Raw genomic sequence first — 25,269 nt, 5'->3', positions numbered from 1 at the left:
TACCGGAAGGTTGAGCGTGCGGGAGACGACGGCGGCGCGGCGGCGCGAGCTGATGCGGCGGATGATGGCGGAGGCCGGGCTCGGACCCGGCACCGCGCGGATCGAGCCCCGCGGCTCGGACGATCCGGCCCCGCTCTCGTACGCGCAGCAGAGCATGTGGCTGCACCACCGCACCTTTCCGAAGAGCCCGGCGTACAACGTGTGCCTGCTCGTCCACATGACGGGCGCGCTCGACACCGGCGCGCTGAGCGACGCGCTCCGCGCGCTGATCCGGCGGCACGCCGTCCTGCGCACGGTCTACGCCGACGCGCCCGGCGGGGCCGGCGGCTCTGGTGGAGCGGTGCAGATCGTCACCGACGACGACTCGCTCGACCTGGCGCCGCGCGACTGCGCCGACGCGCACCGGCGCGCGGAGGAGCTCGCCGCCACGCCGTTCGACCTGACCGCGGAGCGGCCGATCAGGCTAGAACTGCTGCGCCTGGGCGAGGACGAGCACGCGCTCGTCCTCGTCGTGCACCACATCGCCTGGGACGGCATGACGTGGGGCTCCCTATCGGGCGACCTGTCGGCCCTCTACCGCGCGGCGCTGAACGGCGAGCCCGGCGGCCTGCCCGAGCCGAGCATCCAGTACGCCGACTTCGCCGCCTGGGAGCAGGCGCGCCCCGCGGCCGAGGACGACCTGGCGTACTGGCGCGCGAAGCTCGACCCGCCCCCCGCGCCGCTGGACCTGCCCGCCGACCGCCCGCGCGGCGCCACCGTCTCCGAACGCGGCGGCCGCCGCGCCCGGCGCTTCGACGACGCCGTCACCGCCGGCATGCGCCGCCTCGCCGCCGAGGAGAACCTCACCCCGTACATGGTGATGATGGCCGCGTACGCGGTCCTGCTGCACCGCTACACCGGCGCGGCGGACATCTCCATCGGCTCCGCCGTCATGAACCGCGAGCACGCCGAGGTGCAGCGCCTGGTCGGCAACTTCGGCAACACGCTCGCGCTGCGCACCGATCTCTCGGGCGCCCCGACGTTCCGCGAGGCGCTGCGCCGCGTCGGCCGCACCTGCGAGGAGGGCTTCGCCCACCAGGCGCTGCCGTACGACACGATCGTCCGCGAGCTGCGCCCCGCCCGCGCGCAGGGCCGCTCCCCGTTCTTCGACACGATGCTGCTGTTCCTGGTCCAGGAGATCGGCGAGCTGGACCTGCCCGGCGTCACCACGAGCTGGACGCACATCCACAACGGCACCACGCACTTCGACCTCTCCCTGGAGGCGTTCGTGCGGCCGCAGGGCATGACGGTCGAGGCGACGTTCCGGCGGGAGCTGTTCGACGACGCGCGCATGGACGCGCTGCTCGCCCACCTGGAGACCCTCCTCGGCGCCGCCGTCGCCGACCCCGACCGTCCGATCGGCGCCCTCGACCTGCTGACCGGGGACGACCGCGCGCTGCTGGAGCAGGCCAACGCCACCGAGCGGGCCGTGCCCGACACCGACGTGGTCCGGCTGTTCGAGGAGCAGGCCGCCCGGACGCCGGACGCGGTCGCCGTCGAGTCCGGCGGCGCGTCCGTGACCTACGCCGAGCTGGACGCCCGCGCCGGCGCCCTGGCCGCCGCCCTGCGCGCCCGCGGCGCCGCGCCCGGCCGGGTCGTCGCGATCGCGATGCCCCGCACGCCCGACCTCGTGGCCGCGCTGCTCGCGGTGCTGAAGTCGGGCGCCGCGTACCTGCCGCTGGACCTGGACCATCCGGCCGACCGCCTCGCGTACATGCTGGACGACGCGTCCCCGCTCTGCGTCGTCGCCACCACCGAGAGCGCGGCCGTCCTCCCGGAGAACGCCGACGTCCTCCTCCTGGACGGCGACCTGCCCGGAACCGCACCCGCCCCCGCCGCCCCGCCCGCGCTCTCGCCCGACGACCTCGCGTACGTGATCTACACCTCCGGCTCGACCGGCCGCCCCAAGGGCGTGGCCCTTCCCCACGGCGCGCTGGCCAACTTCCTGGTGATGATGCGCGAGCGGCTCGCGCTCGGCGCCGGGGACCGGCTGGTCGCGGTGACGACGATCGCGTTCGACATCGCGGCGCTGGAACTGTACGTGCCGCTGATCAGCGGCGCCGCCGTCCGGCTGGCCGGCCGCGCGGACGTGCGCGAGCCGGCGGCGCTCGCCCGGCTGCTGGACGGCGCCACCATCGTGCAGGGCACGCCCTCGCTGCTCGGCTCGCTCGACCCGGCCGCGTTCCGGGGGCTGCGGGTGCTGGTCGGCGGCGAGGCGCTGCCGGCGGCGCTCGCGGAGTCGCTCGCCCGCGAGGCCGCGCAGGCCGTCAACGTGTACGGCCCCACCGAGGCCACGATCTGGGCGACGCAGGCCGAGCTGCCCTCGGACGGGATCGGGCGGCCGTTCTGGAACACCCGCGCGTACGTGCTCGACGCGGCGCTGCGGCCGGTGCCGCCCGGCGTGCCGGGCGAGCTGTACCTGGCGGGCGCGCAGCTCGCCCGCGGCTACGTCGGCAGGCCGGACCTGACCGCCGAGCGCTTCGTGGCCGACCCGTTCGGGCCGCCCGGGACGCGGATGTACCGCACCGGCGACCTGGCCCGCCGGAACCGGGACGGCACGCTGGAGTACCTCGGCCGCACCGACGACCAGGTGAAGATCCGCGGATTCCGGATCGAGCCGGCCGAGGTGCAGGCGGTGCTCGCCGCGCGGCCGGGAATCGCGCAGGCCGCGGTGGTCGTCCGCGAGGACCGGCCCGGCGACCCGCGCCTGGTCGGCTACTACGTGCCCGCCGGTGACGCCGGGGACGTCGACGAGGGCGCGCTGCGGGACGCCCTCGCGGAGACGCTGCCCGAGTACATGATGCCGGGCGCGCTGGTCGCGCTGGAGGCGCTGCCCCGGACCGTCAACGGCAAGCTCGACCGGGCCGCGCTGCCCGCGCCCGAGGCCGGCGGGACCGGCCGGGAGCCGCGCGACGCGCGCGAGGCGGCGCTGTGCGCGGTGTTCGCCGAGGTGCTCGGGTACGAGCGGGTCGGCATCGACGACGACTTCTTCGCCCTCGGCGGGCACTCGCTGCTGGCCACCCGGCTGGCCGCGCGGGTGCGCGCCGTCCTGGGCGCGGACCTCACCATCGCGGACGTCTTCGAGGCGCCCACCGTCGCCGGGCTCGCCCCGCGCCTGGCGGAGGGCACCGGGACGCGGGTCCGCGACGTGGTGCGGCCCGAGGTGCCGCCGGCGTCGGCGGCCCAGCGCGGGCTGTGGTTCGAGGAGCGGCTGCGCGGGCCGTCGCCCTCGTACGCGCTGCCGCTCGGGCTCCGGCTGTCGGGGCCCGTGGACGCGGCCGCGCTGCGAGCGGCGTTCGCCGATGTCGTCGCCCGGCACGAGGCGCTGCGGACGCTGCTCGTCGAAGGCGAGGACGGCCTGCCCGTCCAGCGGATCCTGGAATCCGGCCCCGCCCGGCAGATCTCGGACTTCGCGGTCGTGGACGCGCGCGGCCGCGAGGACGAGGCGCGCGGCCGGGCCGCCCGGCACGTGTTCGACCTCGGCGCGGACCTGCCGATCCGGGCGACGCTGCTGCGCACCGGCGAGGAACGGTGGGAGCTGATCCTGCTCCAGCACCACGCCGCGGCGGACGAGTGGTCGTTCACGCCGCTGCTGGCCGACCTGTCCCGCGCGTACACGGCGCGGCTCGCGGGCGCGGCCCCGGACTGGGCGCCGCTGCCGGTGCAGTACGCGGACTACGCGGTGTGGCAGCGCCAGGCCGACACCGGCGCGGGGCTGGACTACTGGGAGCGGGCGCTGGCCGGGCTGCCCGAGGAGACCGTGCTGCCGTTCGACCGGCCGCGGCCCGCCGAGGCGAGCCACGCGGGCGGGCTGGTGCCGTTCCGGCTGCCGCTCGCCGGGGTGCGCGAGCTGGCGCGCGAGACCGGCACGAGCGTGTTCATGGTGCTGCACGCGGCCGTCGCCGCGCTCCTGCAGCGCTCGGGCGCCGGCGACGACATCGCGCTCGGCTCGCCGATCGCGGGCCGCTCCGACGAGGACCTCACCGACCTGGTCGGCGTGTTCGTCAACCTGCTGGTGCTGCGGACCGACCTGTCGGGCGACCCGACGTTCGGCGAGCTGCTCGACCGGGTGCGGCGGGCCGACCTGGACGCGTTCGCGCACGCGGGCGTGCCGTTCGAGCGGGTGGTGGAGCGGCTCGCGCCGGAGCGCTCGCTGGCGCGCAGCCCGCTGTTCCAGGTGATGGTCGTCCACCAGCGGCTGGACGACGTGCGGCTCGCGCTGCCCGGCGTCCGCGCCGAGCCGTTCCTGCCCGAGACCGGCGGCGTGAAGTTCGACCTCGACCTGTACTTCGCCGAGGGCGACGACGAGGTGGAGGGCTTCGCCGCGTACGCGACCGACCTGTTCGACGCCGCGACCATCACCGATCTGCTGGACCGGCTCGGCGCGCTGCTCGGCCAGGTCACCGCCGACCCCGGCCGCCGGCTGTCCACGCTCGGCGCCCCGGTCGAGCACCCCGACACCGCGCGCGAGCTGCCCGTCCCGACCGCCGCCGGGCTGTTCGAGGCGCAGGCCGCGCGCACGCCCGAGGCGACCGCGCTCGTCTTCGGCGGCACCCGGCTGACGTACGCCGAGCTGGACGCGCGGGCCGAGCGGCTCGCCGACCGGCTCGCGGCGGCCGGCGCCGGGCCCGAGGAGACCGTGGCGATCGCGCTGCCCCGGTCGCTGGAGTTCGCGGTGGCGCTGCTGGCCGTCCTCAAGACGGGCGCGGCCTACCTGCCGATCGACGTGACCTACCCGCGGGCGCGGATCGACTTCATGCTGGAGACGGTGCGGCCGCTGCTGGTCCTGGGCGAGGACGAGCCGCCCGCGGACGCGCCCGCCCGTACCCGGCCGGACGTGCGGCCCGACCATCCGGCCTACGTGATCTTCACCTCGGGCTCCACCGGCACCCCCAAGGCCGTCGCGGGCACCCAGCGGGCGCTCGCCAACCGGCTCGCCTGGGGCGCCGGCCTGGCCGGGCCGGGCGTGCGCGCGGCCAAGAGCTCGCCCGCGTTCATCGACGGCACCACCGAGCTCCTCGGCGGCCTCGTCGCCGGGGACACGGTCGCCGTTGCCGACGACGCGACCGCCGCCGACGCGGTCGCGCTGGCGGAGTTCCTCGGCCGGCACGGCGTGACCACCGTGACGCTCGTGCCGAGCCTGCTCCCGGCGCTGCTGGAGGCGGGCGCGCCGACCGTCACGACCTGGATCAGCAGCGGCGAGGCGCTGCCCGCCGCGCTGGCGGCACGCACCCCGGGCCGGCTGGTCAACCTGTACGGCTGCTCCGAGGCTGCCGGCGACAGCCTGGCCGCCGACGGCTCCGGCGCGCTGTTCCCGATCGCCAACACCACGGCGTACGTGCTGGACGCCGCGCTCCGCGAGGTCCCCGTCGGCGAGCTGTACCTGGCGGGCGACGGGCTGGCCCGCGGCTACCTCGGCGACCCGGCCCGTACCGCCGAGCGCTTCGTCGCGAACCCGTTCGGGCCGCCCGGCTCGCGCCTCTACCGCACCGGCGACCGGGTGCGGCGCCGCCGCGACGGCGGGCTGGACTTCCTCGGCCGCGCCGACGGCCAGCTCAAGATCCGCGGCTTCCGGATCGAGCCCGGCGAGATCGAGACCGTGCTGGCCGCGCAGCCGGGCGTCCGCCAGGCGGCCGTCGCCGTCCACCCTGGTCCCCGGCTCGTGGGATACGTGACCGGGGACGCCGGGGACATCGGCGGCGCGGACGTGCTGCTCGCCAGGCTCGGTGAGCTGCTGCCGAGCTACCTCGTCCCGGCCGAGCTGGTCGTCCTGGACGAGCTCCCGCTCAACCCCAACGGCAAGGTCGACCGGCGGGCGCTGCCCGAGCCGGGACGGCCCGCCGGAGGGAGGGCGCCGCGTACGGGCAGCGAGGTCGTCCTGGCCGGGATCGCCGGGCACCTCCTCGGCCGCGACGACGTCGGCGCCGACGACGACTTCTTCCGCACCGGCGGCGACAGCATCAGCGCGGCGCTGCTGGTGGCGCGCGCCCGCCGGGCCGGGCTCGCGTTCACCGTCCGCGACGTGTTCCGGCTGCGGACCGTCGCCGCGCTCGCCGACGCCGCGACCAGCGTCGACGCGGCCGCCGGCACCGCCCCGGAGCCGGGCGGCGGGCCGGCCGAGCTGCCGCTGTCGCCGCTCCAGGAGGGCCTGCTCTTCCACCTGATGATGGCGGGCGAGGGCCGCGACATCTACGTCCAGCAGGCCGTGGTGACGCTGGCCGGGCCGGTCGACCCCGGCCGGATGGCCGCCGCCGTGCGCGGCGTCCTGGAGAAGTACCCGAACCTGCGCGCCGGGTTCCGCGCGGACGGGGCGCGCACCGTGCAGTTCGTGCCGGAGACGTTCGAGGTGCCCTGGACGTACGCCGAGGTCGGCGGCGAGGAGGAGCTGGAGGCGTTCGTCGACGCCCAGCGCGCCCGCCCGTTCGATCCCGGCGAGCCGCCGCTGATCCGGTTCGGACTGGCCCGGCTGGGCCCCGAGGACCACCGGCTGGTGCTGACGTCCGAGCTGATCCTGCTGGACGGCTGGTCCGGCGGCCTGCTGGTGACGTCGCTGCTGGAGTTCTACTCCGACGCCGCCGCCGAGGCCGCCCGCCCGGTGCCGTCGTTCCGCGCGTACCTCGACTGGGTGAACGCCCGCGACCCGCAGGAGTCGGCCGACGCGTGGCGGCGCGAGCTGGCCGGCTTCGACGAGCCCGCGCTGCTCAAGCCGGGGCTGCTGGACCGCGCCGCCGACCTGGCCGCCGCCGGCGAGATCCACCGCGACCTGCCCGCCGGCCTCGCCGGCCGGCTGGAGGAGGCGGCGCGCGCGGCCGGCGTCACGCCCGGCACGCTGTTCGAGACCGCCTGGGGCCTGGTGCTGATGGGGCTGACCGGCCGCGACGACGTCGTCTTCGGCGCCTCGGTGTCGGGGCGGCATCCGGAGGTCGAGGGCGTCGAGTCGATCGTCGGCCTGCTGTTCAACACCGTCCCGGTACGCGTCCGCGCCGGCGCCGCCGACACGCTCGGCGCGGTCCTGGAACGGGTGCAGGCATCGCAGTCGGAACTGTTCGACCACAACCACGTGGCGCTGGCCGACGTGCAGCGCGCCACCGGCCTCGGGACGCTGTTCGACACGCTCTTCGTGTTCCAGAACTTCCCCGGCATGCCGACCGGCCGCGGCTTCGGCCCGGACGGCGACCTGCGCGTGCTCGGCCGCGAGGTCCGCGACGCCACCCACTACCCGATCACCATGGTCGTGGAACCGGGCGCGGATTCCTCTCCCGCCTCGACCCGCCCCGGGCTGCGGGTCATGTACCGCGGCGACGCGTTCACCGAGGCCGAGACCGAGCGGATCACCGACCGGTACGTGCGCGTACTGGAGCAGCTCGCCGCCGGCACCGGCACCACCTGCGACCGGCTCGACCTGCTCCTCCCGGAGGAGCACGAGCGGCTCCGCCGGGACTGGGCCGAGGCCGTGAAGGACGTGCCGGAGCTGACCGTCGCCGAACTGCTCGCCGAGCAGGCCGCCCGCACCCCGGACCGCACGGCGCTGGTCTCGCTGCCCGACGTCAGCCTCACCTACGGCGAGCTGAACGCCGAGGTCAACCGGCTCGCGCGGCTGCTGCGGCGGCACGGCGCGGGCCCGGAACGGGTCGTCGCGCTCGCCCTGCCGCGCTCGGCGGAGATGGTGGTCGCGCTGTTCGCCGTGCTGCGCACCGGCGCCGCGTACCTGCCGCTGGAGCTGGACTACCCCGCCGACCGGCTCGACTACATGCTCGCCGACGCCGCCCCCGCCTGCATGGTCTCGCACGGGACGATCGCCGCCGGGCTCACGTTCGGCGGGCCCGTGATCGAGCTGGACGACCCGGCCGTGCGGAGCGCCCTGGACGCCCTGCCCGGGGACGACCTCACCGCCGCCGAGCTGCCCGGCTTCGCGCCCGGCACGCCGGGGCGGATGGACCGGCCCGCGTACGTGATCTACACGTCCGGCTCGACCGGGCGGCCCAAGGGCGTGGTGACGCCCTACCGCGGCCTGACCAACATGCAGTTCAACCACCGCGCCAACATCTTCGACCCGGTCGTCGAGTCGGCCGGGCGCGGGCTCCGCATCGCGCACACGGTGTCGTTCTCCTTCGACATGTCGTGGGAGGAGCTGCTGTGGCTCATCGAGGGCCACGAGGTGCACGTCTGCGACGAGGACCTGCGGCGCGACGCCGAGGCGCTCACCGCGTACCTGCGCGAGCACGCGATCGACGTCATCAACGTGACCCCGACGTACGCCCAGCACCTCCTGGACGAGGGGCTGCTGGACGAAGGCCCCCGTGGTGACGAGCACGTACCGCCGCTGGTGCTGCTCGGCGGCGAGGCCGTCCCGTCGTCGGTGTGGGAGCGGCTCGCCGCGGCCGACGGGGTGCTCGGCTACAACCTGTACGGCCCCACCGAGTACACGATCAACACGCTCGGCGGCGGCACCGAGGACAGCGCCACGCCCACGGTCGGCAAGCCGATCTGGAACACCCGCGGGTACGTCCTGGACGCCTGGCTGCGGCCCGTGCCGCAGGGCGCGCCCGGCGAGCTGTACATCGCCGGGGCCGGGCTGGCGCGCGGCTACCTCGGCCGTACCGACCTGACCGCGGAACGGTTCGTGGCCGACCCCTTCGACGCGGGCGGCGGCCGCATGTACCGCACCGGCGACCTCGTCCGGGTCCGCCCCGACGGGAACATCGACTTCCTCGGCCGCACCGACGACCAGGTCAAGATCCGCGGCTACCGGGTCGAGCTGGAGGAGATCGAGACCGCGCTGGCCGCCGAGCCGGGCGTCGGGCAGGCCGCGGTGATCGCCGCCGACACCGACCAGCCCGGGGTCAAGCGGCTGATCGGGTACGTGGTGCCCGACGGCGGCCGGGAGGGCGCGGCCGACGAGCAGATCGCCGAATGGCGGCAGATCTACGACGCCGAGTACACCGAGGTCGGCACGGTCGTGCACGCCGAGGAGTTCGCCGGCTGGGACAGCAGCTACGACGGCGGCCCGATCCCGCTGGAGCACATGCGCGAGTGGCGCGAGACGACCCTCGCGCGGATCCGCGCCCTGCGCCCGCGCCGCGTGCTGGAGATCGGCGTCGGCACCGGCCTGCTCCTGACCGGGCTCGCGCCGGACTGCGAGGAGTACTGGGGCACCGACTTCTCCGGCCCGGTGATCGACAAGCTGCGCGCCGACCTCGGCCTCGACACGCACGTGCGGCTGAGCCACCGCCCCGCCCACGACACCGAGGGCCTGCCGCGGGAGCACTTCGACACGATCGTCATCAACTCCGTCGTCCAGTACTTCCCCGGCGCGGACCACCTCGCCGACGTGATCGGCAAGGCGATGGAGCTGCTCGTCCCCGGCGGGACGCTGTTCGTCGGCGACGTCCGCGACCTGCGCTCGGTGCGCGCCTTCCACGCGGCGATCCAGCTCGGCCGGGGCGGCGGGGACCCGGCCGCGGTGGACCGGGCCGTGCGGATGGAGAAGGAGCTGCTGCTCGATCCGGCCTTCTTCGCCGCCCTCGACCCGGCGTGGCGGGCGGAGGCGCGCACCAAGCGCGGCGTCCACCACAACGAGCTGACCCGGCACCGGTACGACGTCACGCTCCGCAAGCCGGGCGGCCCGGCCGCGCCGCCCGTACCCGCGGAGACCAAGGTCGTCGACTACACCGGGCCCGGCGACCTGCCGTCCGCGCCGCCCGGCGTCCCGCTGCGCGTGCGCGGCATCCCGGACCCGCGGCTCGCCGGCGAGCTGGCGGCGCTGCGCGCGCTGGAGCGCGGCGCGTCCCCCGACGAGGCGCGCAGCCTGCTCGCCGTGACCGAGGGGATCGAGCCGGAACGCCTGTACGAGATCGACCCCGAGGTCGTGACGACGCCGTCGGCCGAGCCCGGCCGCTACGACGCCGTCTTCGGCGGCGGCGCCGCCCACCTCACCGCGCCGCCCGACCGGCGTCCCGCGTCGTACGCCAACGACCCGGTCGCCGCCCGCGACCACGGCGTGCTCGCCGGCCGCGTCCGCGAGGCGCTCAAGCGGCGGCTGCCCGCGTACATGGTGCCGAGCGCGATCGTCACCCTGGACGCGCTGCCGCTCACCGTCAACGGCAAGCTCGACCGGCGCGCCCTGCCCGACCCGGGCCAGGGGAGCGGCGGCCCGAAGACGTCGGGACGCCCGGCGCGCACGCCCGTCGAGCGGCTGCTGTGCACGTTGTTCGGCGAGGTCCTGGACGCCTCCGGGGTCGGGATCGACGACGACTTCTTCGACCTGGGCGGGCACTCGCTGCTGGCGACCCGCCTCATCGGCCGCGCCCGGTCCGTGCTGAAGACCGAGCTGGCGATCCGCGACCTGTTCGAGGCGCCGACGGTCGCCGAGCTGGCCGGACGCGTCCACCGGAAGGCGGCGGACGACCTGCGCCCGGTGCTCGCGCCCGCCGACCCGCGCCCCGAGCGCGTCCCGCTGTCGTTCGCGCAGCGCCGGCTCTGGATGCTCGACCAGCTGCTCCGCGAGGACGACGGGCCGCGCGGCGCGTACCACCTGCCGCTGGCCGTCCGCCTGCGCGGCGACCTGGACGTCCCCGCGCTGGAGGCGGCGATCGGCGACGTGGTCGCCCGGCACGAGAGCCTGCGGACGGTCTTCGCCGAGCACGACGGCGCCCCGTACCAGCGGATCCTCGCCCCGGCGGACGCCCGGCCGGTCCTGGAGATCGCGACCTGCGCGCCCGAGGAGGTGATCGCGCGGCCGTTCGACCTGGCGCGCGACATCCCGCTGCGTGTCGCCGTCTTCCCGGAGGGGGAAAGGGAGCACCTGCTGCTGGCCGTGTTCCACCACATCGCGTTCGACGAGTGGTCGTTCGGGCCGTTCGCGCGGGACGTGGCCGAGGCGTACACGGCCCGGCTCGGCGGCGGGGACGCGCCGGACTGGGAGCCGCCGGCCGTCCAGTACGCCGACTACACGCTCTGGCAGCGCGAGCTGCTCGGCGACCCGCTCGACCCGGGCAGCCTGCACGCGCGGCAGCTCGCGCACTGGGCGCAGGCGCTGTCGGGCATCCCGGACGAGATCCCGCTCCCGGTGGACCGGCCGCGGCCCCCGACGGTCGGCCAGCGCGGCGCCACCCTCACCGTGGACGTCCCGCCGCGGCTCGTGGAGAGCCTGCGCGCCCTGGCCCGGGCCGACTCGGCGACGATGTTCATGGTGTGCCAGGCGGCCGTGGCGGCGCTGCTGCACGGCACCGGCGCCGGCGACGACATCCCGCTCGGCAGCCCCGTCGCGGGCCGCACCGACGACGCGGCCGGCGACCTGGTCGGCTTCTTCGTCAACACGCTCGTGCTGCGCGCCGACGTGTCCGGGAACCCGTCGTTCCGCGAGCTGCTCGGCCGGGTGCGCGACACCGTCCTGGCCGGGCTGGCCCACCAGGACCTGCCGTTCGAGGCCGTGGTCGAGGCGCTGCGGCCGCCGCGCGTGCCGGGCCGCAACCCGCTGTTCCAGGTGATGGTCGGGTACGAGAACCAGGGCGTCGGCGACGTCGTCTTCCCCGGCCTGGAGCAGCGCGAGGCGCTGTTCGGGCCGGGCGCGGCGAAGTTCGACCTGGACTTCATCTTCCGCGAGGGCCCCGGCTCGCTCCAGCTGATCGTCGACTACTCCGCCGACCTGTTCGATCCGGCGACGGTCGACACGCTGGCCGAGAGCCTGCTCGCGCTGCTGGAGGCCGTCGCCGAGGACCCGGCCGTACCGGTCGGGGCGCTGCCCTCGGCGCTGACCGCCCGCAGCGTCACCGGCGAGGCCGCCGGCCCGTCCGGGCGCCGCGGCGGCGACCGCGAGGCGGCGCTGTGCCGGATCTTCGCCGAGGAGCTGGGCGTGGACGAGGTCGGCCCGGACGACGACTTCTTCGACCTCGGCGGCCACTCGCTGATGGCGATGAAGCTGGTCCGGCGGATCCGCCGCGAGCCCGGCTGCGCCGACCTCAAGATCGCCACGCTGCTGGCCGCGCCCACGGTCGCCCGGCTGCTGGACCGCCTCGAATGAGCCGAGGAACCCCATGAGCCCCCGCCGCTCCCGCCGAAGACCCGCTCCCGGTCGCGTCCCGGTGCCCCGGCACCGGGCCGGGACCGGCCCGATCCCCATCCCCTAGGAAGGACACCGACCCCCTATGCGCAGCCCCCTTGTGGGGGGACGACCCCCCACACCCCCCGGCAAGAGCCGTCGGACGATGCGCCGCCTGGCGGCCACCGGAGCGCTCGTCCTGAGCCTCGGACTGGTCACGGCCTGCGGCGACGACGAGCCCGCGGAGACCTCCGCCGGCTCCGCCGGGGGAGCGTTCCCGGTCACGCTGACCCACAAGCTCGGCACCACCAAGGTGGAGAAGAAGCCGGAGCGGATCGTGGCGCTCGGCGAGGTCGACCAGGACGCCCTGCTCGCCCTCGGAGTGCAGCCGGTCGGGATGACCGAGCTGGCCGGCGTCCAGAGCGACGGGCTCGCCCCCTGGTCGGCGCCCAAGGTCACCGGGACCAAGCCCAAGCTGCTGAAGATCACCGACTCCGGCTTCAACCTGGAGGAGGTCGCCGCGCTGCGCCCCGACCTCATCCTGGCCGCGGGCGACTTCACCATCGACAAGGAGTACGCCAAGCTCTCCAAGCTCGCGCCGACCACGGCGTACCAGACGGGCCCGGCCGAGGACACCTGGCAGGACATCACCAAGCAGGTGGCCGCGGCGATCGGCCGCAAGGCCGAGGGCGACAGGCTCGTCGCCGACGTCGAGGCGAAGATCGCGTCGGTGAAGACCAGGTACCCCGAGCTGAACGGCAAGGGCGTCGCGTTCACCAGCGTCATGCCGAACGGCAACATCGGCGTGATGAAGTCCAAGGGCGACACCAGCGTCAAGCTGCTGGAGCAGTTCGGGATGACGCTGCCCGAGAGCATCGCCAAGCAGCCCGGCGAGGGCTTCGCCGCCGAGCTGAGCATGGAGAAGGTCTCCGTCCTGGACGTGGACGTCCTGGTCAGCCACTACAACGACGACCAGGCCACCCAGAAGAAGATCGAGGGCAACAGGCTCTTCGCGGACCTGGACGTGGTCAAGCGCGGCTCGTACGTCGCGATCGACCTCAAGTCCTTCTGGCCGCTGCGGACGCCGACCGCGCTCGCGGTCCCGTACGTGGTCGACCAGGTCGTCCCCAAGATCGCGACGGCCGCGAAGGCCCGGAAGACCGGCTGAACCCCCGCCCCTCCGCGGCCGCCCGGCCGCGGAGGGGGCAACCCCCGCACAGTCGAACGCAACAACTGAGAGGCGCAGATGGCGACACCCGTCCATGACGTCGTGGGCATCGGTTTCGGACCCTCCAACCTCGCACTCGCGGTGGCGCTGGAGGAGGAGTACGGCGCCGGCGTGGACGCGGTCTTCTTCGAGAAGCAGCCGGCGTTCGGATGGCATCGCGGCATGCTCCTCGACGGCGCCACGATGCAGGTCCACTTCCTCAAGGACCTGGTGACCATGCGCAACCCGGCGAGCCGGTACTCGTTCCTGTCGTACCTGCACGCCAAGGACCGCATGGTCGACTTCATCAACGGCAAGACGATGTTCCCGTCGCGGCTGGAGTTCCACGACTACCTGGAATGGGCCGCCGCCGCGTTCGAGGGGCGCGTCCGGTACGGGTCGGAGGTCGTCGCGGTCCGCCCGCACGACGCCGCGACGCTGGAGGTCGTCGTCCGCCGCGACGACGAGCTGCACACCTGCCTGACCCGCAACCTCGTCATCGGCGTCGGCCTGGAGCCGGTGCTGCCCGATGGCGTCCGCCAGGGCGAGCGGATCTGGCACACCGAGGACCTCCTCACCCGCCTGGACGGCCTGACCGGCACCCCCGAGCGCCTCGTCGTCCTCGGCGCCGGGCAGAGCGCGGCCGAGGCCGTCGAGCACCTGCACGGCCGGTTCCCCGAGACCGAGGTGTGCGCGGTCTTCGCCCGGTACGGCTACTCGCCCGCCGACGACAGCCCGTTCGCCAACCGCATCTTCGACCCGGCCGCCGCCGAGCACTACTTCGAGGCGTCCGACGAGGTGAAGCGGATGCTGTTCGACTACTCCCGCAACACCAACTACTCGGTCGTCGACCTTGACCTCATCGACGAGCTCTACCGCCGCTCGTACGCCGAGAAGGTCGCCGGCCGCGAGCGGCTGCGCATCCTCAACGTGTCCCGGCTGGACGGCGTGCGGCCCGGCGCCGGCGGCGTCCGGGTGGACGTGACGTTCCTGCCGACCGGCGAGACGGCGGCGCTGGAGGCGGACGCGCTGGTCTGCGCGACCGGCTACCGCGAGCGCAACCCGATCGACCTGCTCGGCGAGGCCGGCGAGCACTGCCGCAAGGGCGCGGAGGGCCGCCTGGTGGTGGAGCGCGACTACCGCGTCGCCACCGGCCCGGAGGCCGCGTGGGCGGTCTACCTCCAGGGCGCCACCGAGCACACGCACGGCATCGCCTCGTCGCTGCTGTCGATGACCGCCGTCCGCACCGGAGAGATCGTCCGTTCCATCGCCGGCCGCGACGCCCGCGTGACCCAGGAGGCATGAAAATGAACCCGTTCGACGACGCCGACGGCCGCTTCCTCGTCCTCGCCAACGACGAGAACCAGCACTCGCTGTGGCCCGAGTTCGCCGACGTGCCCGCCGGCTGGACCGCCGTGTACGGGCCGGAGGAGCGCGAGCGGTGCCTGGAGTACGTCCGCCTCAACTGGACGGACCTGCGGCCGAAGAGCCTCGCCGACCGCACCTGACCGGTCCTCCCGAGGGCGCCCCGCAAGGCCCTGGCGGCGGGGCGCCGGGCGCTCTACGGTCGTTCCGTACGGTGGCGGGCACGGGAGGGGACGGGGCAATGAAGATCGCGGTGATGGGGACCGGCGACGTCGGCCGCCGGCTCGGGACCAGGCTGGCCGGGCTGGGCCATCAGGTGACGCTCGGCTCGCGCACGGGCGCCAACCCCGTCGCGGCCGAGTGGGCGCGCGAGAACGGCGGCGGGCACGGGACGTTCGCCGACGCGGCCGCGGCGGGCGAGCTGGTCGTGAACGCCACCGGCGGGCTGGTCTCGCTCGCCGCGCTCACCGCCGCCGGCGCGGAGAACCTGCGCGGCAAGGTGATCGTGGACGTGTCCAACCCGCTCGACTTCTCCGGGGGCTTCCCGCCGAGGCTGGCCGTGCCCGCGGAGGGCAGCGTCGCCGAGCAGCTGCAGGAGGCGTTCCCGGACGCGCGCGTGGTCAAGACGCTGAACACCATGAACAACTCGGTCATGGTGCGGCCCGAGCTGGTCCCCGGGCACCACAACGTGTTCCTGTGCGGGGACGACGCGGCGGCCAAGGACGAGACGGCCGGGCTGCTGCGGTCGTTCGGCTGGGGCGACGAGCAGATCATGGACCTCGGCGGGCTCCAGGCGGCGCGCGGCATGGAGCCGCTGGTGCTGATGTGGGTGACCCTCTACGGGAGGCTCGGCACGGGCGACTTCAACTTCGCGGTCGTCACCGGCTCCTAGGGCTCCTCCGGCGGCGGCGCGAAGCGGATCGCGTGCTCGACCAGGGCGACCAGCACGTTCTTGGCGGAGTCGCGGTGGCGCACGTCGCACAGCATGACCGGCACGTGCGGGTCGACGTCCAGCGCGTCGCGGATGTCGGCGATCGTGTAGCGGCGGGCGCCGTCGAAGCAGTTGACCGCGACGATGAACGGGATCTCGCGGCGCTCGAAGAAGTCGATCGAGGCGAAGCTGGCCGGCAGCCGCCGGGTGTCGGCCAGCACGATCGCGCCCACCGCGCCGTAGGCGATCTGGTCCCACATGAACCAGAACCGCTCCTGCCCCGGCGTCCCGAACAGGTAGAGGCGGACGCCGCCGCCGAACGTCAGCCGCCCGAAGTCCATCGCGACGGTGGTGGTGGACTTGCGCTCCAGGCCGGCGAGGTCGTCCACGCCGGCGCTCTCGTCGGTGAGGGTCTCCTCGGTGCGCAGCGGGCGGATCTCGCTGACCGAGCCGACCAGCGTCGTCTTGCCCACGCCGAAGCCGCCGGCCACCAGGATCTTGAGCGTGTGCTTCGGGTCCTCCTCGAGCTCGGCCGGGGTCGCGAGGGTCCCCGGGGTCGCGGGAAGGTCAGAGGCGGCGAAGTTCATCGAGCACTCTCATCAGTATCCGGCCGTCGGGGCGGGCGCGGTCGCGCTGCGGCTCCCGCCGCTCGATCAGCCCGAGCTGCCGGAGGTCGTCCAGCAGGATCTGGACGACCCGCAGCGGGAGGTCGGCCTCGGAGGCCAGGTCGGCGGGCGTGGACGGGCGCCGGCACAGCTCCAGCAGCCGGCGCTGCTCGCGGGTGAGGCGGACCCGCTCGCCGGGCGCCTTCCCGGTGGCGACCAGGATGGCGACCAGGTCGAGGGGGGCGCCGCGCGGCCTGGTCCGGCCGCGGGTCAGCGCGTACGGCCGGACGACCGGCCCCGCGTCCTGCCCGGTCCACCGCTCTCTCGGCGCGTCCACGGCCGGGCCTAGCCGGGCTCGGCGGCCGTCGAGGCCCGCGCCCCGGTGCCGGAGCCCGGGTCGGTACGGGGCGCGGTGCCCAGCTGCCGGCGCACCCGCTTGATGAGCATCGCGGTCTCGTAGGCGACCAGGCCCGCGTTGCCGCCCGCGTCGCTGAGCACCGCCAGGCAGCTGCCGTTCCCGGCGGGCAGCACGAAGAACAGCGTCCCGTCCAGCTCCACGACGGTCTGCCGCACCCGCTTGGCCGCAAAGTGCTCGCGGGCGCCGTTGGCCAGGCTGTGGAACCCGGACGACAGCGCCGCCAGGAACTCCGCGTCCTTCCGGCTGACGCTCCTGGACGACCCCATCACCAGGCCGTCGCGCGACAGCAGCACGGCCTGGTGGACCTCGTCGACCCGTTCGACCAGGTCGTCGAGCAGCCAGCCGAGCTCGCCGGCCGCCTGGCTCCGCGTCATCGTTCTCCCCGTTCGTCGTGTGGTTCGAGCTCGGCGCCGTCGCCGTCGTGGTCGTCGTCATCGGGGCCGCGGCCGCGCGCCCAGCCGGACTGGAGCGAGGACATCAGGTCGCGGCTGAGTTCGGGGGTGGGCTCGTCGTCGGGGTCGTCGAGGTCACCGAACTCGTCGAACTCGCGGGGGACGGCGGCGGCGGCCCCCGGCGGGGCGGGGCGCTCGCGCAGCTGCGGCGCGAGGCTCTGCTGCCGGACCCGTTTCGGCAGCCTCCCGGTGATCTCGCTGGACTCCGCCGCGAACTCGCCGGTGCGGACGTCCCGGGACCAGGGCCCCTCACCGGCCCACGGGCCCTGCCCGGCGGGCGGCGGTACGGGCGGGGCCGGCGGCGGGGCCGCGGGCAGGGGGGCGGGCGGCGGGACGGTGTCGGACGGGCCGGCGGCCGCGACGGGCTGCCGCGGCACCGGTGTGGTCCGCGACCGCGGGTCGCGGTCGCCGGCCACGACCACCAGCGTGTTCGGGACGAGCACGATCGCCGTGGTCCCGCCGTACGGCGAGGACTGGAGCGAGACCTTGATGCCGTGCCGGGCGGCGAGCCGCGACACCACGAACAGGCCCAGCCGGTCGGTGTCGGCCAGGTCGAACTCGGCGGCGTGCGAGAGGCGCCGGTTGAGCTCGGACAGCTGGTCGGGCTGCAGCCCGATGCCCCGGTCCACCACGTCGATCGCCAGCCCGTTGGCGACCGAGTCGGCCCGTACCGTGACCTCGGTGGAGGGCGGGGAGAACGTGGCGGCGTTCTCGATGAGCTCGGCCAGCAGGTGGATGACGTCGGCGACCACGGTGCCGGTGACCGCGGCGGTGGTGTTGGCCGTCACCTCGACGCGGGTGTAGTCCTCCACTTCGGCCAGCGCGGCGCGGATCAGGTCCTCGGCCTCGACCGGATGGTCCCAGGCCCGCACGGTGGGCGAGCCGGACAGGATGACCAGGCCCTCGGCGTGCCGCCGCATGCGGGTGGTGAGGTGGTCCAGCTTGAACAGGTCCGCCAGCTCCTCGGCGCTGCCGGCGCGGCGCTCCATGGCGTCCAGCAGCCGCAGCTGCCGGTGCAGCAGCGACTGGCTGCGCCAGGACAGGTTGATGAAGACCCGGTTGACGCCCTTGCGCAGCTCGGCCTCGCCGACCGCGGTGTCCACGGCGGTCCGCTGCACGGTGCCGAACGCCTCGGCGACCCGCTCGATCTCCCGGATCCGGGACGGCTCCATGGGCGGTGCCTCGGCGGCGATGTCGACGCTCTCGCCGCGCCGCAGCCGGGCCACGACCCGGGGCAGCCGCTCGTGCGCGAGCGACTGGGCCGCGCGCTGGAGCGCGAGCAGCTCGGTGGTGAGGCGGCGGGCGAACGTCAGCGACAGCAGGATCGACAGGGCCACCGCGAGCAGGCCGACGCCGCCGGCCAGGCCGAGCTGGAGCATGATGCGGCGGCCGGCCGGGCCGATCTGGTCGTTGAGCTCGTTCGCGGCCCGGGTGCTGGCCTCCAGCCACCGGGGCGAGAGCGCGTCGATCGTGGCGCGCCAGTCGGCGGCGACGCCGGCCGCGCTGCCGGTGCCGGTGATCCGCTCCTCTAGCGAGCGGTAGCGGGCGTATTCCTCCGACCGCGCCAGCCCTCGGATGTGCCTGGCCAGATCGCCGGCCAGCCCGGCCTGGGCCACGGCGAACAGCTGGTTGCCGCTCCCGGCCCAGCGGGCGAACGCGGACTGCGCGGCGGCGCTCATCCGGCCGCTGCGGGGGAGCGAGGTGATCAGCGCGTCCTGCCGCATCATGTAGTCGCGGGACCAGTACGCGTTGGTGAGGGCGACGGTGTGCCGGAACGCCTCGCCGTCGTCGATGTTCGCCATGGTGCTCAGCGTCTGGAGGGCGGTCTCGGTGATCCGGCTGTAGCCGTCGACGGCCTCGAGCGCGTTCACCGTGCCGGAGTCGACCTGCGAGCGCAGCGGCCCGATGCCGTCGAACGACCTGCTGAGCGAGCCCGTCTGCGTGCCGATCAGGCTGCCGCCGGTCAGCTCCCGCACCTCGGGGGTGAGGGCCTTCCTGCGGAAGTCCGCCAGCGCGCCGTCCGTCCTGGCGCGGATCTGCCGGTAGCGCTCGGCGCCGGCGGCCTCGTCGGAGATCGCGAGCGCGGCGGCGGCACGTTCCTGCTGGACCATGGCGAGGGCGAGGTTCACCGGCTGCCCGACGGCGTCGTAGACGGTGTCGTAGTCGGAGCGCTGGATCGCGGCCGAGAGGGTCAGGTTCGCGGCGACCCCCCACAGCGCCACCAGCGAGGTGAGCGGGATCAGCAGGAGCAGCGTGAGCCGCCGCCGGATCGGCTGGGAGCGGGGCGGTCGCCGGGAGCCTGAGTGCGGGGGATGCTCAGAAAGCTCGCCTTTGTCAGCCAATCGGCTCACTCCCATGCGTATGACGGAATGGGAAGTGTACTTAGACGATCTTGGGGCGACCAGGATCATCCCGGGGTGCTGTCCGGAATCGGACGATCGACCCGGTATGCCAATTCATCCGCCGTTCACCGCGCGGGCACCGGACGGCGGACGGATGCTGGCAGGTTGTCGATGTGATCGCCAACCTTCGTGCGATTTCACGTGCGACCGCCGAACCCTCCCCGGACGCCGCCGGTGCCGCCGGCCCGCACGAGCGCCGCCGGGTGCCCTGGGCACGCCTGATCCCGGCGGCGCTCGTGCTGGCGTGGCTCGCCGTGCTGCTCGCCCACCTGCGCGCGCCCGTGCCGTCGGACCAGGCCAACTACTTCACCGCGGCGGAGCGGTTCCCGCGTCCGGTGGAGGTCACCACCGAGATGCACCAGATGACGCGGTTCGGGCTCATCATCCCGGTCCGCCTGGCCATGGTCGTCTTCGGGCCGTCGCAGGCCGCGTACGCGATCGTCCCCGTGCTCGCCACGCTGGCGCTCCTCCTCGGCACCTACGCGCTGGGCACGCTGCTGTTCGCGCGGTCCGTGGGCGTGGCGGGCGGGATCGCCGTGGTCGCGGCCACCCCCGTCTTCGAGGACTCCACCGACCTGCTGCCCGACGTGCTCGCGGTCGGCCTGTTCACCTGCGCGCTGGCCCTCGCCGTGGCGGCGCGGCAGCGCGAGGAGCCGCCGCGGAAGGCGGTGCTGCTCGGCATCGGCGCGCTGCTGGCCTGGTCGTACCTCGCCCGCGAGTTCATCGTCTTCGCCTGGCCGGTCGTCCCCGTGCTGCTCTACCGCCGGGCGGGCCTGGCCGGGCTGCTCTGGACGGCCGCGCCGATCGCCGCGGCGGGCCTGGCCGAGCTGCTCCTCTGCTGGCGGATGTACGGCGACCCCCTCGCCCGGCTGCTGTCGATCACCGGTCACGGGCGGGGGCCGTCGACCCCGGAGATCGCCTCCACGTACCGCGACAAGCCGCGCATGCTGTACGTCCTGCGCCTCCCGAAGACGCTCCAGACCTACGCCGAGGGCGGCCTGCTCGTCGCCCTCCTCGGCCTCACCCTCCTCGGCGGCCTGCTGCGGCCGCGCCGGCTCGCCGTGCCCGTCGCGGTCTGCGCGCTGCTGTGGATACCGCTCACCCTGCTCGGCGGAGTGCTGGACCCCGGCGCGCCGAAGCTGCGGCTCCAGCTCATCCGGTACTGGTATCCGGTCTTCCCGGCGTTCGTCCTCGGCGGCCTCGGGACGCTGTGGCTGCTCGCGGTCCCGCTCGCGCGACGGCTGCCGGACCGGGGACGCGCGCGGGCCGTCGGGGCCGTGCGGGCCGCACTGCCCGCCGTGCTCGCGCTCGCCGTGGCCGCCGCCCTCGCCGGGACGGCCGCGCGCTCCTGGTGGGCGGCCCCGGCGACCCGGCTCGGCGGCGGCACCCAGCTGGACGCGCTGCGGGGCTGGATGCACGACCGGGACGGCGCGTACGACCGGATCTGGACCGACCCGCACACCCGCAAGATCCTGCCGGTCTACCGGCGCGGCTTCTGGGGCGGCGAGTCCTGGTCGGCCGGGATCTACGCGGTCCGGCCCGGCCAGGCGGCGGGGCCGGGCCCCGGCGACCTCGTTCTCCTGTACGACACCGAGCGCGGCCACATCTGCTCGCTGTGCAAGAAGTCGGCGCGCACGGCGTTCGGGGACACGAGCGGTGCCCGCCCCGGCTGGCGGCAGGTGTTCGCGACGCCCGACCGCGTCGTCCGGCTGTACGAGGTCGGCCCCGCCGGTGGTGCCGCTTAGCCGGGCGGGGCGCGTCCGGTAGCGTCGGAGCGTGCGTGCGCGAGAGCTGGCCGTGGAGTTCCCGGTCGTGACCCCCGACAGCAGCGCGATGGACGCGGCCGAACTGCTGGCCGAGCACCACCTGCCGGGGCTGATCGTGGTGGACGGGCGGGACCGCCCGGTGGCCGTGCTGCCCGCCTCCCAGGTGATGGGCTCGCTGATCCCGCGGTACGTCCAGGACGACCCGGCCCTCGCCCGCGTCTACGACGAGGGCCACGCCGACCGGCTGTGCGCGAACCTGGAGGGCCGGCGCGTGGCCGACATGCTGCCGCGGGCCCGGGAGGCGCCGCCGATCGTGGACGCCGACGCCACCGCCATGGAGATCGCCCAGGTGATGGCGAGCGCCCGCAGCCCCGTCGTCGCGGTCGCCGGCGACGCGCGCCGCACCGACGCCCCCATGATCGGCGTGGTCACCGCGTCCGCCCTGCTCGGCCGCCTCCTCGCGGCGGCCGGCCGCTAGGACGCTCGGAGCGCGGCGGGCAGGGGCTCGGTGTGGAGGACGTGCAGCGCGCTGACCGCCCGGGTGAGCGCCACGTACAGCCGGTGCAGCCCGCGCGGCTCGGCCGCCACGATCCGGGCCGGCTCCGCGACGATCACCGCGTCGAACTCCAGGCCCTTGGCGAGCGTCGCCGGGACGCACACCAGCCGCGCCCGCTCCATGGCGCCGTCGTCCTCGCCGAGCAGCGCGGGCTCCAGCCCCGCGGCGGCCAGCCCCTCGCGCATCGCCCGGATCCCGGCGTCGGCGGCGATCACGCCGACCGACCCATCGCCCGCCAGGCTCTCCGCGCAGGCCGGGACGAGCGCCGCGGCGAGGTCGGGGACGGCGGTGACGCGCAGCGCGCCGGGCGACCGGCGGGCCGAGGTCGGCGCGCCCAGCCCCGGCGCGATCTCGGGCAGCAGCCGCGCGGCGTAGTCGATGATCTGCGCCGGCACCCGGTAGCCGCGGTCGAGCGTCTCCAGCCGGGCGTCCGGCTTGCCGAGGTGGGCCAGCAGCTCCGTCCAGTCGCCGGTCGCGGCGGGGGCGGTGCCCTGCGCGATGTCGCCGAGCACCGTCATCGAGCCGGTGGCGCAGCGCCGCCCGACGGCCCGGCACTGCATCGGGCTGAGGTCCTGGGCCTCGTCGAGCACCAGGTGGCCGATCGAGGGCGTGCGCTCGATGAGGTCGCCCAGCTCGTCCAGGAGGGCGGAGTCGGCGGCGGTCCACTTCGCCGACCGCCATGAGCGGGCGGGCTTCTCCCACAGCAGGAGCGCCTGCTCGCCGGCGGTGAGGTCGGTCCTGGCCGCCTTGGCGAGGAAGTCGGCGTCCGACAGCAGCCTGAACAGCACCTGCTCGGGCGTGAGCCTGGGCCACACCTGGTCCAGCAGCCGCCGTACGGGCTGGGAGCGGGCGACGGTGTTGTGCGTGCGGTCGTCGGGCGACTCACCGCGCCGCTCCATCTGGACCAGCACCGCGTGCGCGATCCGCTTGGCGGCGGCGTCGCGGCCCGGGCCGTACCGGCCGGTGCCGCGCAGCCCGGCCACGATCTCGCGGACCTCGTGGTCGGGGACCCGGTAGCGGGAGGCGCCCTTGGCGTACATGACGCCCTCGGCGGGCCGGGTTACGTGCAGCCACAGCGCCCGGGACAGCACCGCCGCCATCCGGGCGTCGCCCTTGAGCCGGGCGACCGCCGGATCCGCGGCGCGGTCGGCGCCCGCCCGGCCGATCAGCTCCTCGACGGTGGTCTGCGTGACGTTCACCTCGCCCAGCGCGGGCAGGACGCGGCGGATGTACGACAGGAACGAGCGGTTCGGGCCGACGACCGCGACGCCGGTGCGGCCGAGCCGGTCGCGCTCGGTGTAGAGCAGGTACGCGACGCGGTGCAGGCCGACGGCGGTCTTCCCGGTGCCGGGCGCGCCCTGGACGCAGACGGTCCGGTCGAGCGGGGCGCGGACCAGGTCGTCCTGCTCGGGCTGGATCGTGGCGACGATGTCGCGCATCGGCCCGGACCGGGGCCGCTCGATCTCGGCGGCCAGGAACGCGGCGGCCGTGTCGCCCGCGGCCGTGCCGGTGAGCGGCTCGTCCTCGTAGGCGGTGAGCTCGGCCGCGCCCGAGAACCCGTACCGGCGGCGCAGCGCCACCCCCTGCCGGTCGTCGCGGGTGGCGCGGTAGAACGCGGTGGACACCGGCGCCCGCCAGTCGATGACCAGCGGCTCGCCGGCCCCGTCGTGGACGTGCCGCCGCCCGATGTAGAGGCGTTCCCCGTCCCCCGAGTCGAGGTCGAGGCGGCCGAAGAACAGCGGCACGTCGGGCAGGTCGACCAGTGCGAGCGCGCGCAGCTCGCGGGCGCGGCGCTGGTAGAACCGCTCGGCGAAGTTGTCGTTGTCCTCGGCGGCGGCGGTCAGCTGCGTCTCGGTCGTGACGACGTCGCGGTGCATGCGCCGGAGCGCGGCGCGGGCGGTGGCGAGGTACGCGCGCTCGGCGGCGATCTCGGGGTCGTCGTCCTGGACGGGGGCGTGCGTGGGGGAGGGAACGGCCATGCGTGAACCTCGGCTTTCGGTGGAACGAGGTGAGGACTGGAGGCGGCAGACTCCGGATCTCGCCCCGGAAGCACTCCGGTTCGTTTCGACCCTCAGCGCGCGTAGCGGGCGCCTACCTGAAGAAGCGGATGCGAAGCGGGTACTTTAGCGGCCCCTCGCGGTCAGGGCAAAACCGGTTTCCCGCCCGCCCGCGAACACGCCTTAGGATCGGTACGGGCGACGACGGGAGACGATCGAATGGCAGGCGAGGGCGCCGATCCGGTCATCATCGACGGCGGCGACCGCGCGTGCGTGCGGCTGCTGCTGGAGCTGCGCGGGAGGCTGGCCGAGCTGCCCGCCGGCACGATCGTGCACCTGATCGCCGGCGATCCGGCCGCGCCGCTCGACCTGGCGGCCTGGTGCCACCTCACCGGCCACGGCTACCTCGGGACGGTGCCGCCGCCGTACGGCGAGCGCCCGGCCTACGCGCTCCGGGTCGCGGACGCGCCGCGCCCCACCCAGGCCGGGTCGCCCTGGCGCCCGCAGCGCTGAGCGCCGGGCGCAGGCGGGGTCACGGGACGACGGACAGCACCATCTTGCCGGTGGTGCGGCCGGTCTCGCCGTGCGCGTGCGCCTTGGCCGCCTCCTCCAGCGGCACGACCAGGTCGATCTCGGCGCGCAGCCGGCCCGCCTCCGCCAGCGCGGCGATCTCCTTGAGCGTGGCGTGATCGGACTCCACCAGAAGCACCTCGCTGCGGACGTCCGCCGCCGCGGGCACCCGGACGTCGCGCGGGGTGATGGTGACGATGACGCCGCCGGGACGCATCGTGCGGACCGAGCGCGGGCCGTACTCGCCGCCGATCGTGTCCAGCACGACGTCCACGTCGCGGACCGTCTCGGCGAAGTCGGCGGTGCGGTAGTCGACCAGCTCGTCGGCGCCCAGCCGGCGCAGCAGCGCGTGCTTGGGCTCGCTGGCGGTGCCGATCACGTACGCGCCGCGGGCCTTGGCGATCTGCACCGCCAGGTGGCCGACGCCGCCCGCCGCCGCGTGGATCAGCACCCGCTGCCCGGGGCCCAGCCCGGCGGTGTCGACGAGGGCCTGCCAGGCGGTCTGCGCCGCCAGCGGCAGCGCCGCTGCCTGGACGTGGTCGATGTTCGCCGGCTTGCGGACGAAGCGGCGGGACGGGGCGGTGACGTACTCGGCGTACGCGCCCGCGCCCTGCGGGTAAGCCAGCATGCCGAAGACCTCGTCGCCAGGCTTGTGCAGCGTCACGCCGACGCCGGTGGCCTCCACCACGCCCGACAGCTCCCAGCCGAGCACGAACGGCGGCCGGCCGAGGTAGAGCCCGCTCGCCCGGTGCTTCCAGTCGGTCGGGTTGACGCCCGCGGCGTGCACCCGGACCAGGACCTCCGTCGGGCCCGGCTCCGGCCGCTCCGCCTCGACGACCTTGAGGACCTCGGGGCCGCCGAGGACGTCCTGGCTGATGGCTCGCATGGTGCGAGCCTATCGCGGCCGGGCGGCGCGCCCCC

The 25,269-nt window shown here is 75.1% G+C and carries 14 protein-coding genes; 8 read left to right on the top strand and 6 right to left on the bottom strand.

The features are described from left to right. The first annotated feature begins 16 nt into the window (after nucleotides 1-16). From ACA361_RS08535 to ACA361_RS08515, 5 genes are all read left to right on the top strand, one after another. Entirely contained in the window at nucleotides 17-12,061 is a 12,045-nt protein-coding gene (locus ACA361_RS08535) for an amino acid adenylation domain-containing protein (protein WP_375011270.1), read from the top strand. A 184-nt stretch (nucleotides 12,062-12,245) separates the two neighbouring features. Beyond that, nucleotides 12,246-13,247, top strand: coding sequence for an iron-siderophore ABC transporter substrate-binding protein (locus ACA361_RS08530; protein WP_375011269.1), 1,002 nt, complete (start codon nucleotides 12,246-12,248; stop codon nucleotides 13,245-13,247). Nucleotides 13,248-13,325: 78 nt separating this feature from the next. Then, on the top strand, nucleotides 13,326-14,591 hold the full coding sequence (locus ACA361_RS08525; RefSeq protein WP_375011268.1) for a lysine N(6)-hydroxylase/L-ornithine N(5)-oxygenase family protein: 1,266 nt from the start codon (nucleotides 13,326-13,328) through the stop codon (nucleotides 14,589-14,591). Between the two features lie 2 nt (nucleotides 14,592-14,593). Beyond that, nucleotides 14,594-14,794: an MbtH family protein gene (locus tag ACA361_RS08520; RefSeq protein WP_375011267.1), complete on the top strand. Its 201-nt coding sequence runs from the start codon at nucleotides 14,594-14,596 to the stop codon at nucleotides 14,792-14,794. Nucleotides 14,795-14,892: 98 nt separating this feature from the next. Further along, a complete protein-coding gene (locus ACA361_RS08515; protein WP_375011266.1) occupies nucleotides 14,893-15,543 on the top strand; it encodes an NADPH-dependent F420 reductase in 651 nt (216 codons plus the stop codon). Here the strand turns inward: ACA361_RS08515 and ACA361_RS08510 are convergent. The 4 genes from ACA361_RS08510 to ACA361_RS08495 are packed head-to-tail and all read right to left on the bottom strand — an operon-like array spanning nucleotide 15,540 to nucleotide 19,399. Then, on the bottom strand, nucleotides 15,540-16,169 hold the full coding sequence (locus tag ACA361_RS08510; RefSeq protein WP_375011265.1) for an ATP/GTP-binding protein: 630 nt from the start codon (nucleotides 16,167-16,169) through the stop codon (nucleotides 15,540-15,542). The two genes, ACA361_RS08515 and ACA361_RS08510, sit on opposite strands and share 4 nt — an antisense overlap. Next, nucleotides 16,150-16,524: a DUF742 domain-containing protein gene (locus tag ACA361_RS08505; RefSeq protein WP_375011264.1), complete on the bottom strand. Its 375-nt coding sequence runs from the start codon at nucleotides 16,522-16,524 to the stop codon at nucleotides 16,150-16,152. The genes ACA361_RS08510 and ACA361_RS08505 overlap by 20 nt, the downstream gene beginning before the upstream one ends. Nucleotides 16,525-16,532: 8 nt before the next feature. Further along, the gene (locus tag ACA361_RS08500; RefSeq protein ID WP_375011263.1) at nucleotides 16,533-16,979 is read right to left on the bottom strand and encodes a roadblock/LC7 domain-containing protein; all 447 of its coding nucleotides are present in this window, start codon (nucleotides 16,977-16,979) and stop codon (nucleotides 16,533-16,535) included. Then, nucleotides 16,976-19,399 (bottom strand): nitrate- and nitrite sensing domain-containing protein, encoded by a 2,424-nt coding sequence (locus tag ACA361_RS08495; RefSeq protein ID WP_375011262.1) that lies wholly within the window; start codon nucleotides 19,397-19,399, stop codon nucleotides 16,976-16,978. The genes ACA361_RS08500 and ACA361_RS08495 overlap by 4 nt, the downstream gene beginning before the upstream one ends. 263 nt (nucleotides 19,400-19,662) lie before the next feature. Between ACA361_RS08495 and ACA361_RS08490 the strand changes: the two genes are divergently transcribed. Both ACA361_RS08490 and ACA361_RS08485 read left to right on the top strand, forming a co-directional pair. After that, nucleotides 19,663-21,204 (top strand): hypothetical protein, encoded by a 1,542-nt coding sequence (locus ACA361_RS08490; protein ID WP_375011261.1) that lies wholly within the window; start codon nucleotides 19,663-19,665, stop codon nucleotides 21,202-21,204. Nucleotides 21,205-21,235: 31 nt separating this feature from the next. Then, complete coding sequence (locus ACA361_RS08485) at nucleotides 21,236-21,703, top strand: CBS domain-containing protein (RefSeq protein ID WP_375011260.1); 468 nt, start codon at nucleotides 21,236-21,238, stop codon at nucleotides 21,701-21,703. Here ACA361_RS08485 and ACA361_RS08480 read toward each other — a convergent pair. After that, on the bottom strand, nucleotides 21,700-23,760 hold the full coding sequence (locus ACA361_RS08480; RefSeq protein WP_375011259.1) for a HelD family protein: 2,061 nt from the start codon (nucleotides 23,758-23,760) through the stop codon (nucleotides 21,700-21,702). The genes ACA361_RS08485 and ACA361_RS08480 overlap by 4 nt on opposite strands. 237 nt (nucleotides 23,761-23,997) lie before the next feature. Between ACA361_RS08480 and ACA361_RS08475 the strand changes: the two genes are divergently transcribed. Beyond that, nucleotides 23,998-24,291: a sulfurtransferase TusA family protein gene (locus tag ACA361_RS08475; RefSeq protein WP_375011258.1), complete on the top strand. Its 294-nt coding sequence runs from the start codon at nucleotides 23,998-24,000 to the stop codon at nucleotides 24,289-24,291. A 19-nt stretch (nucleotides 24,292-24,310) separates the two neighbouring features. On the opposite strand, the gene ACA361_RS08470 is transcribed toward ACA361_RS08475, so the two are convergent. Beyond that, nucleotides 24,311-25,234 (bottom strand): NADP-dependent oxidoreductase, encoded by a 924-nt coding sequence (locus ACA361_RS08470; protein ID WP_375011257.1) that lies wholly within the window; start codon nucleotides 25,232-25,234, stop codon nucleotides 24,311-24,313. Between the last annotated feature and the right edge of the window lie 35 nt (nucleotides 25,235-25,269).

This window comes from Actinomadura sp. 21ATH, from assembly GCF_041951345.1.
GTDB lineage: Bacteria > Actinomycetota > Actinomycetes > Streptosporangiales > Streptosporangiaceae > Spirillospora.
Note: the sequence above shows the minus strand (reverse complement) of the source record. Positions and strands in the feature narration are given on the sequence as shown.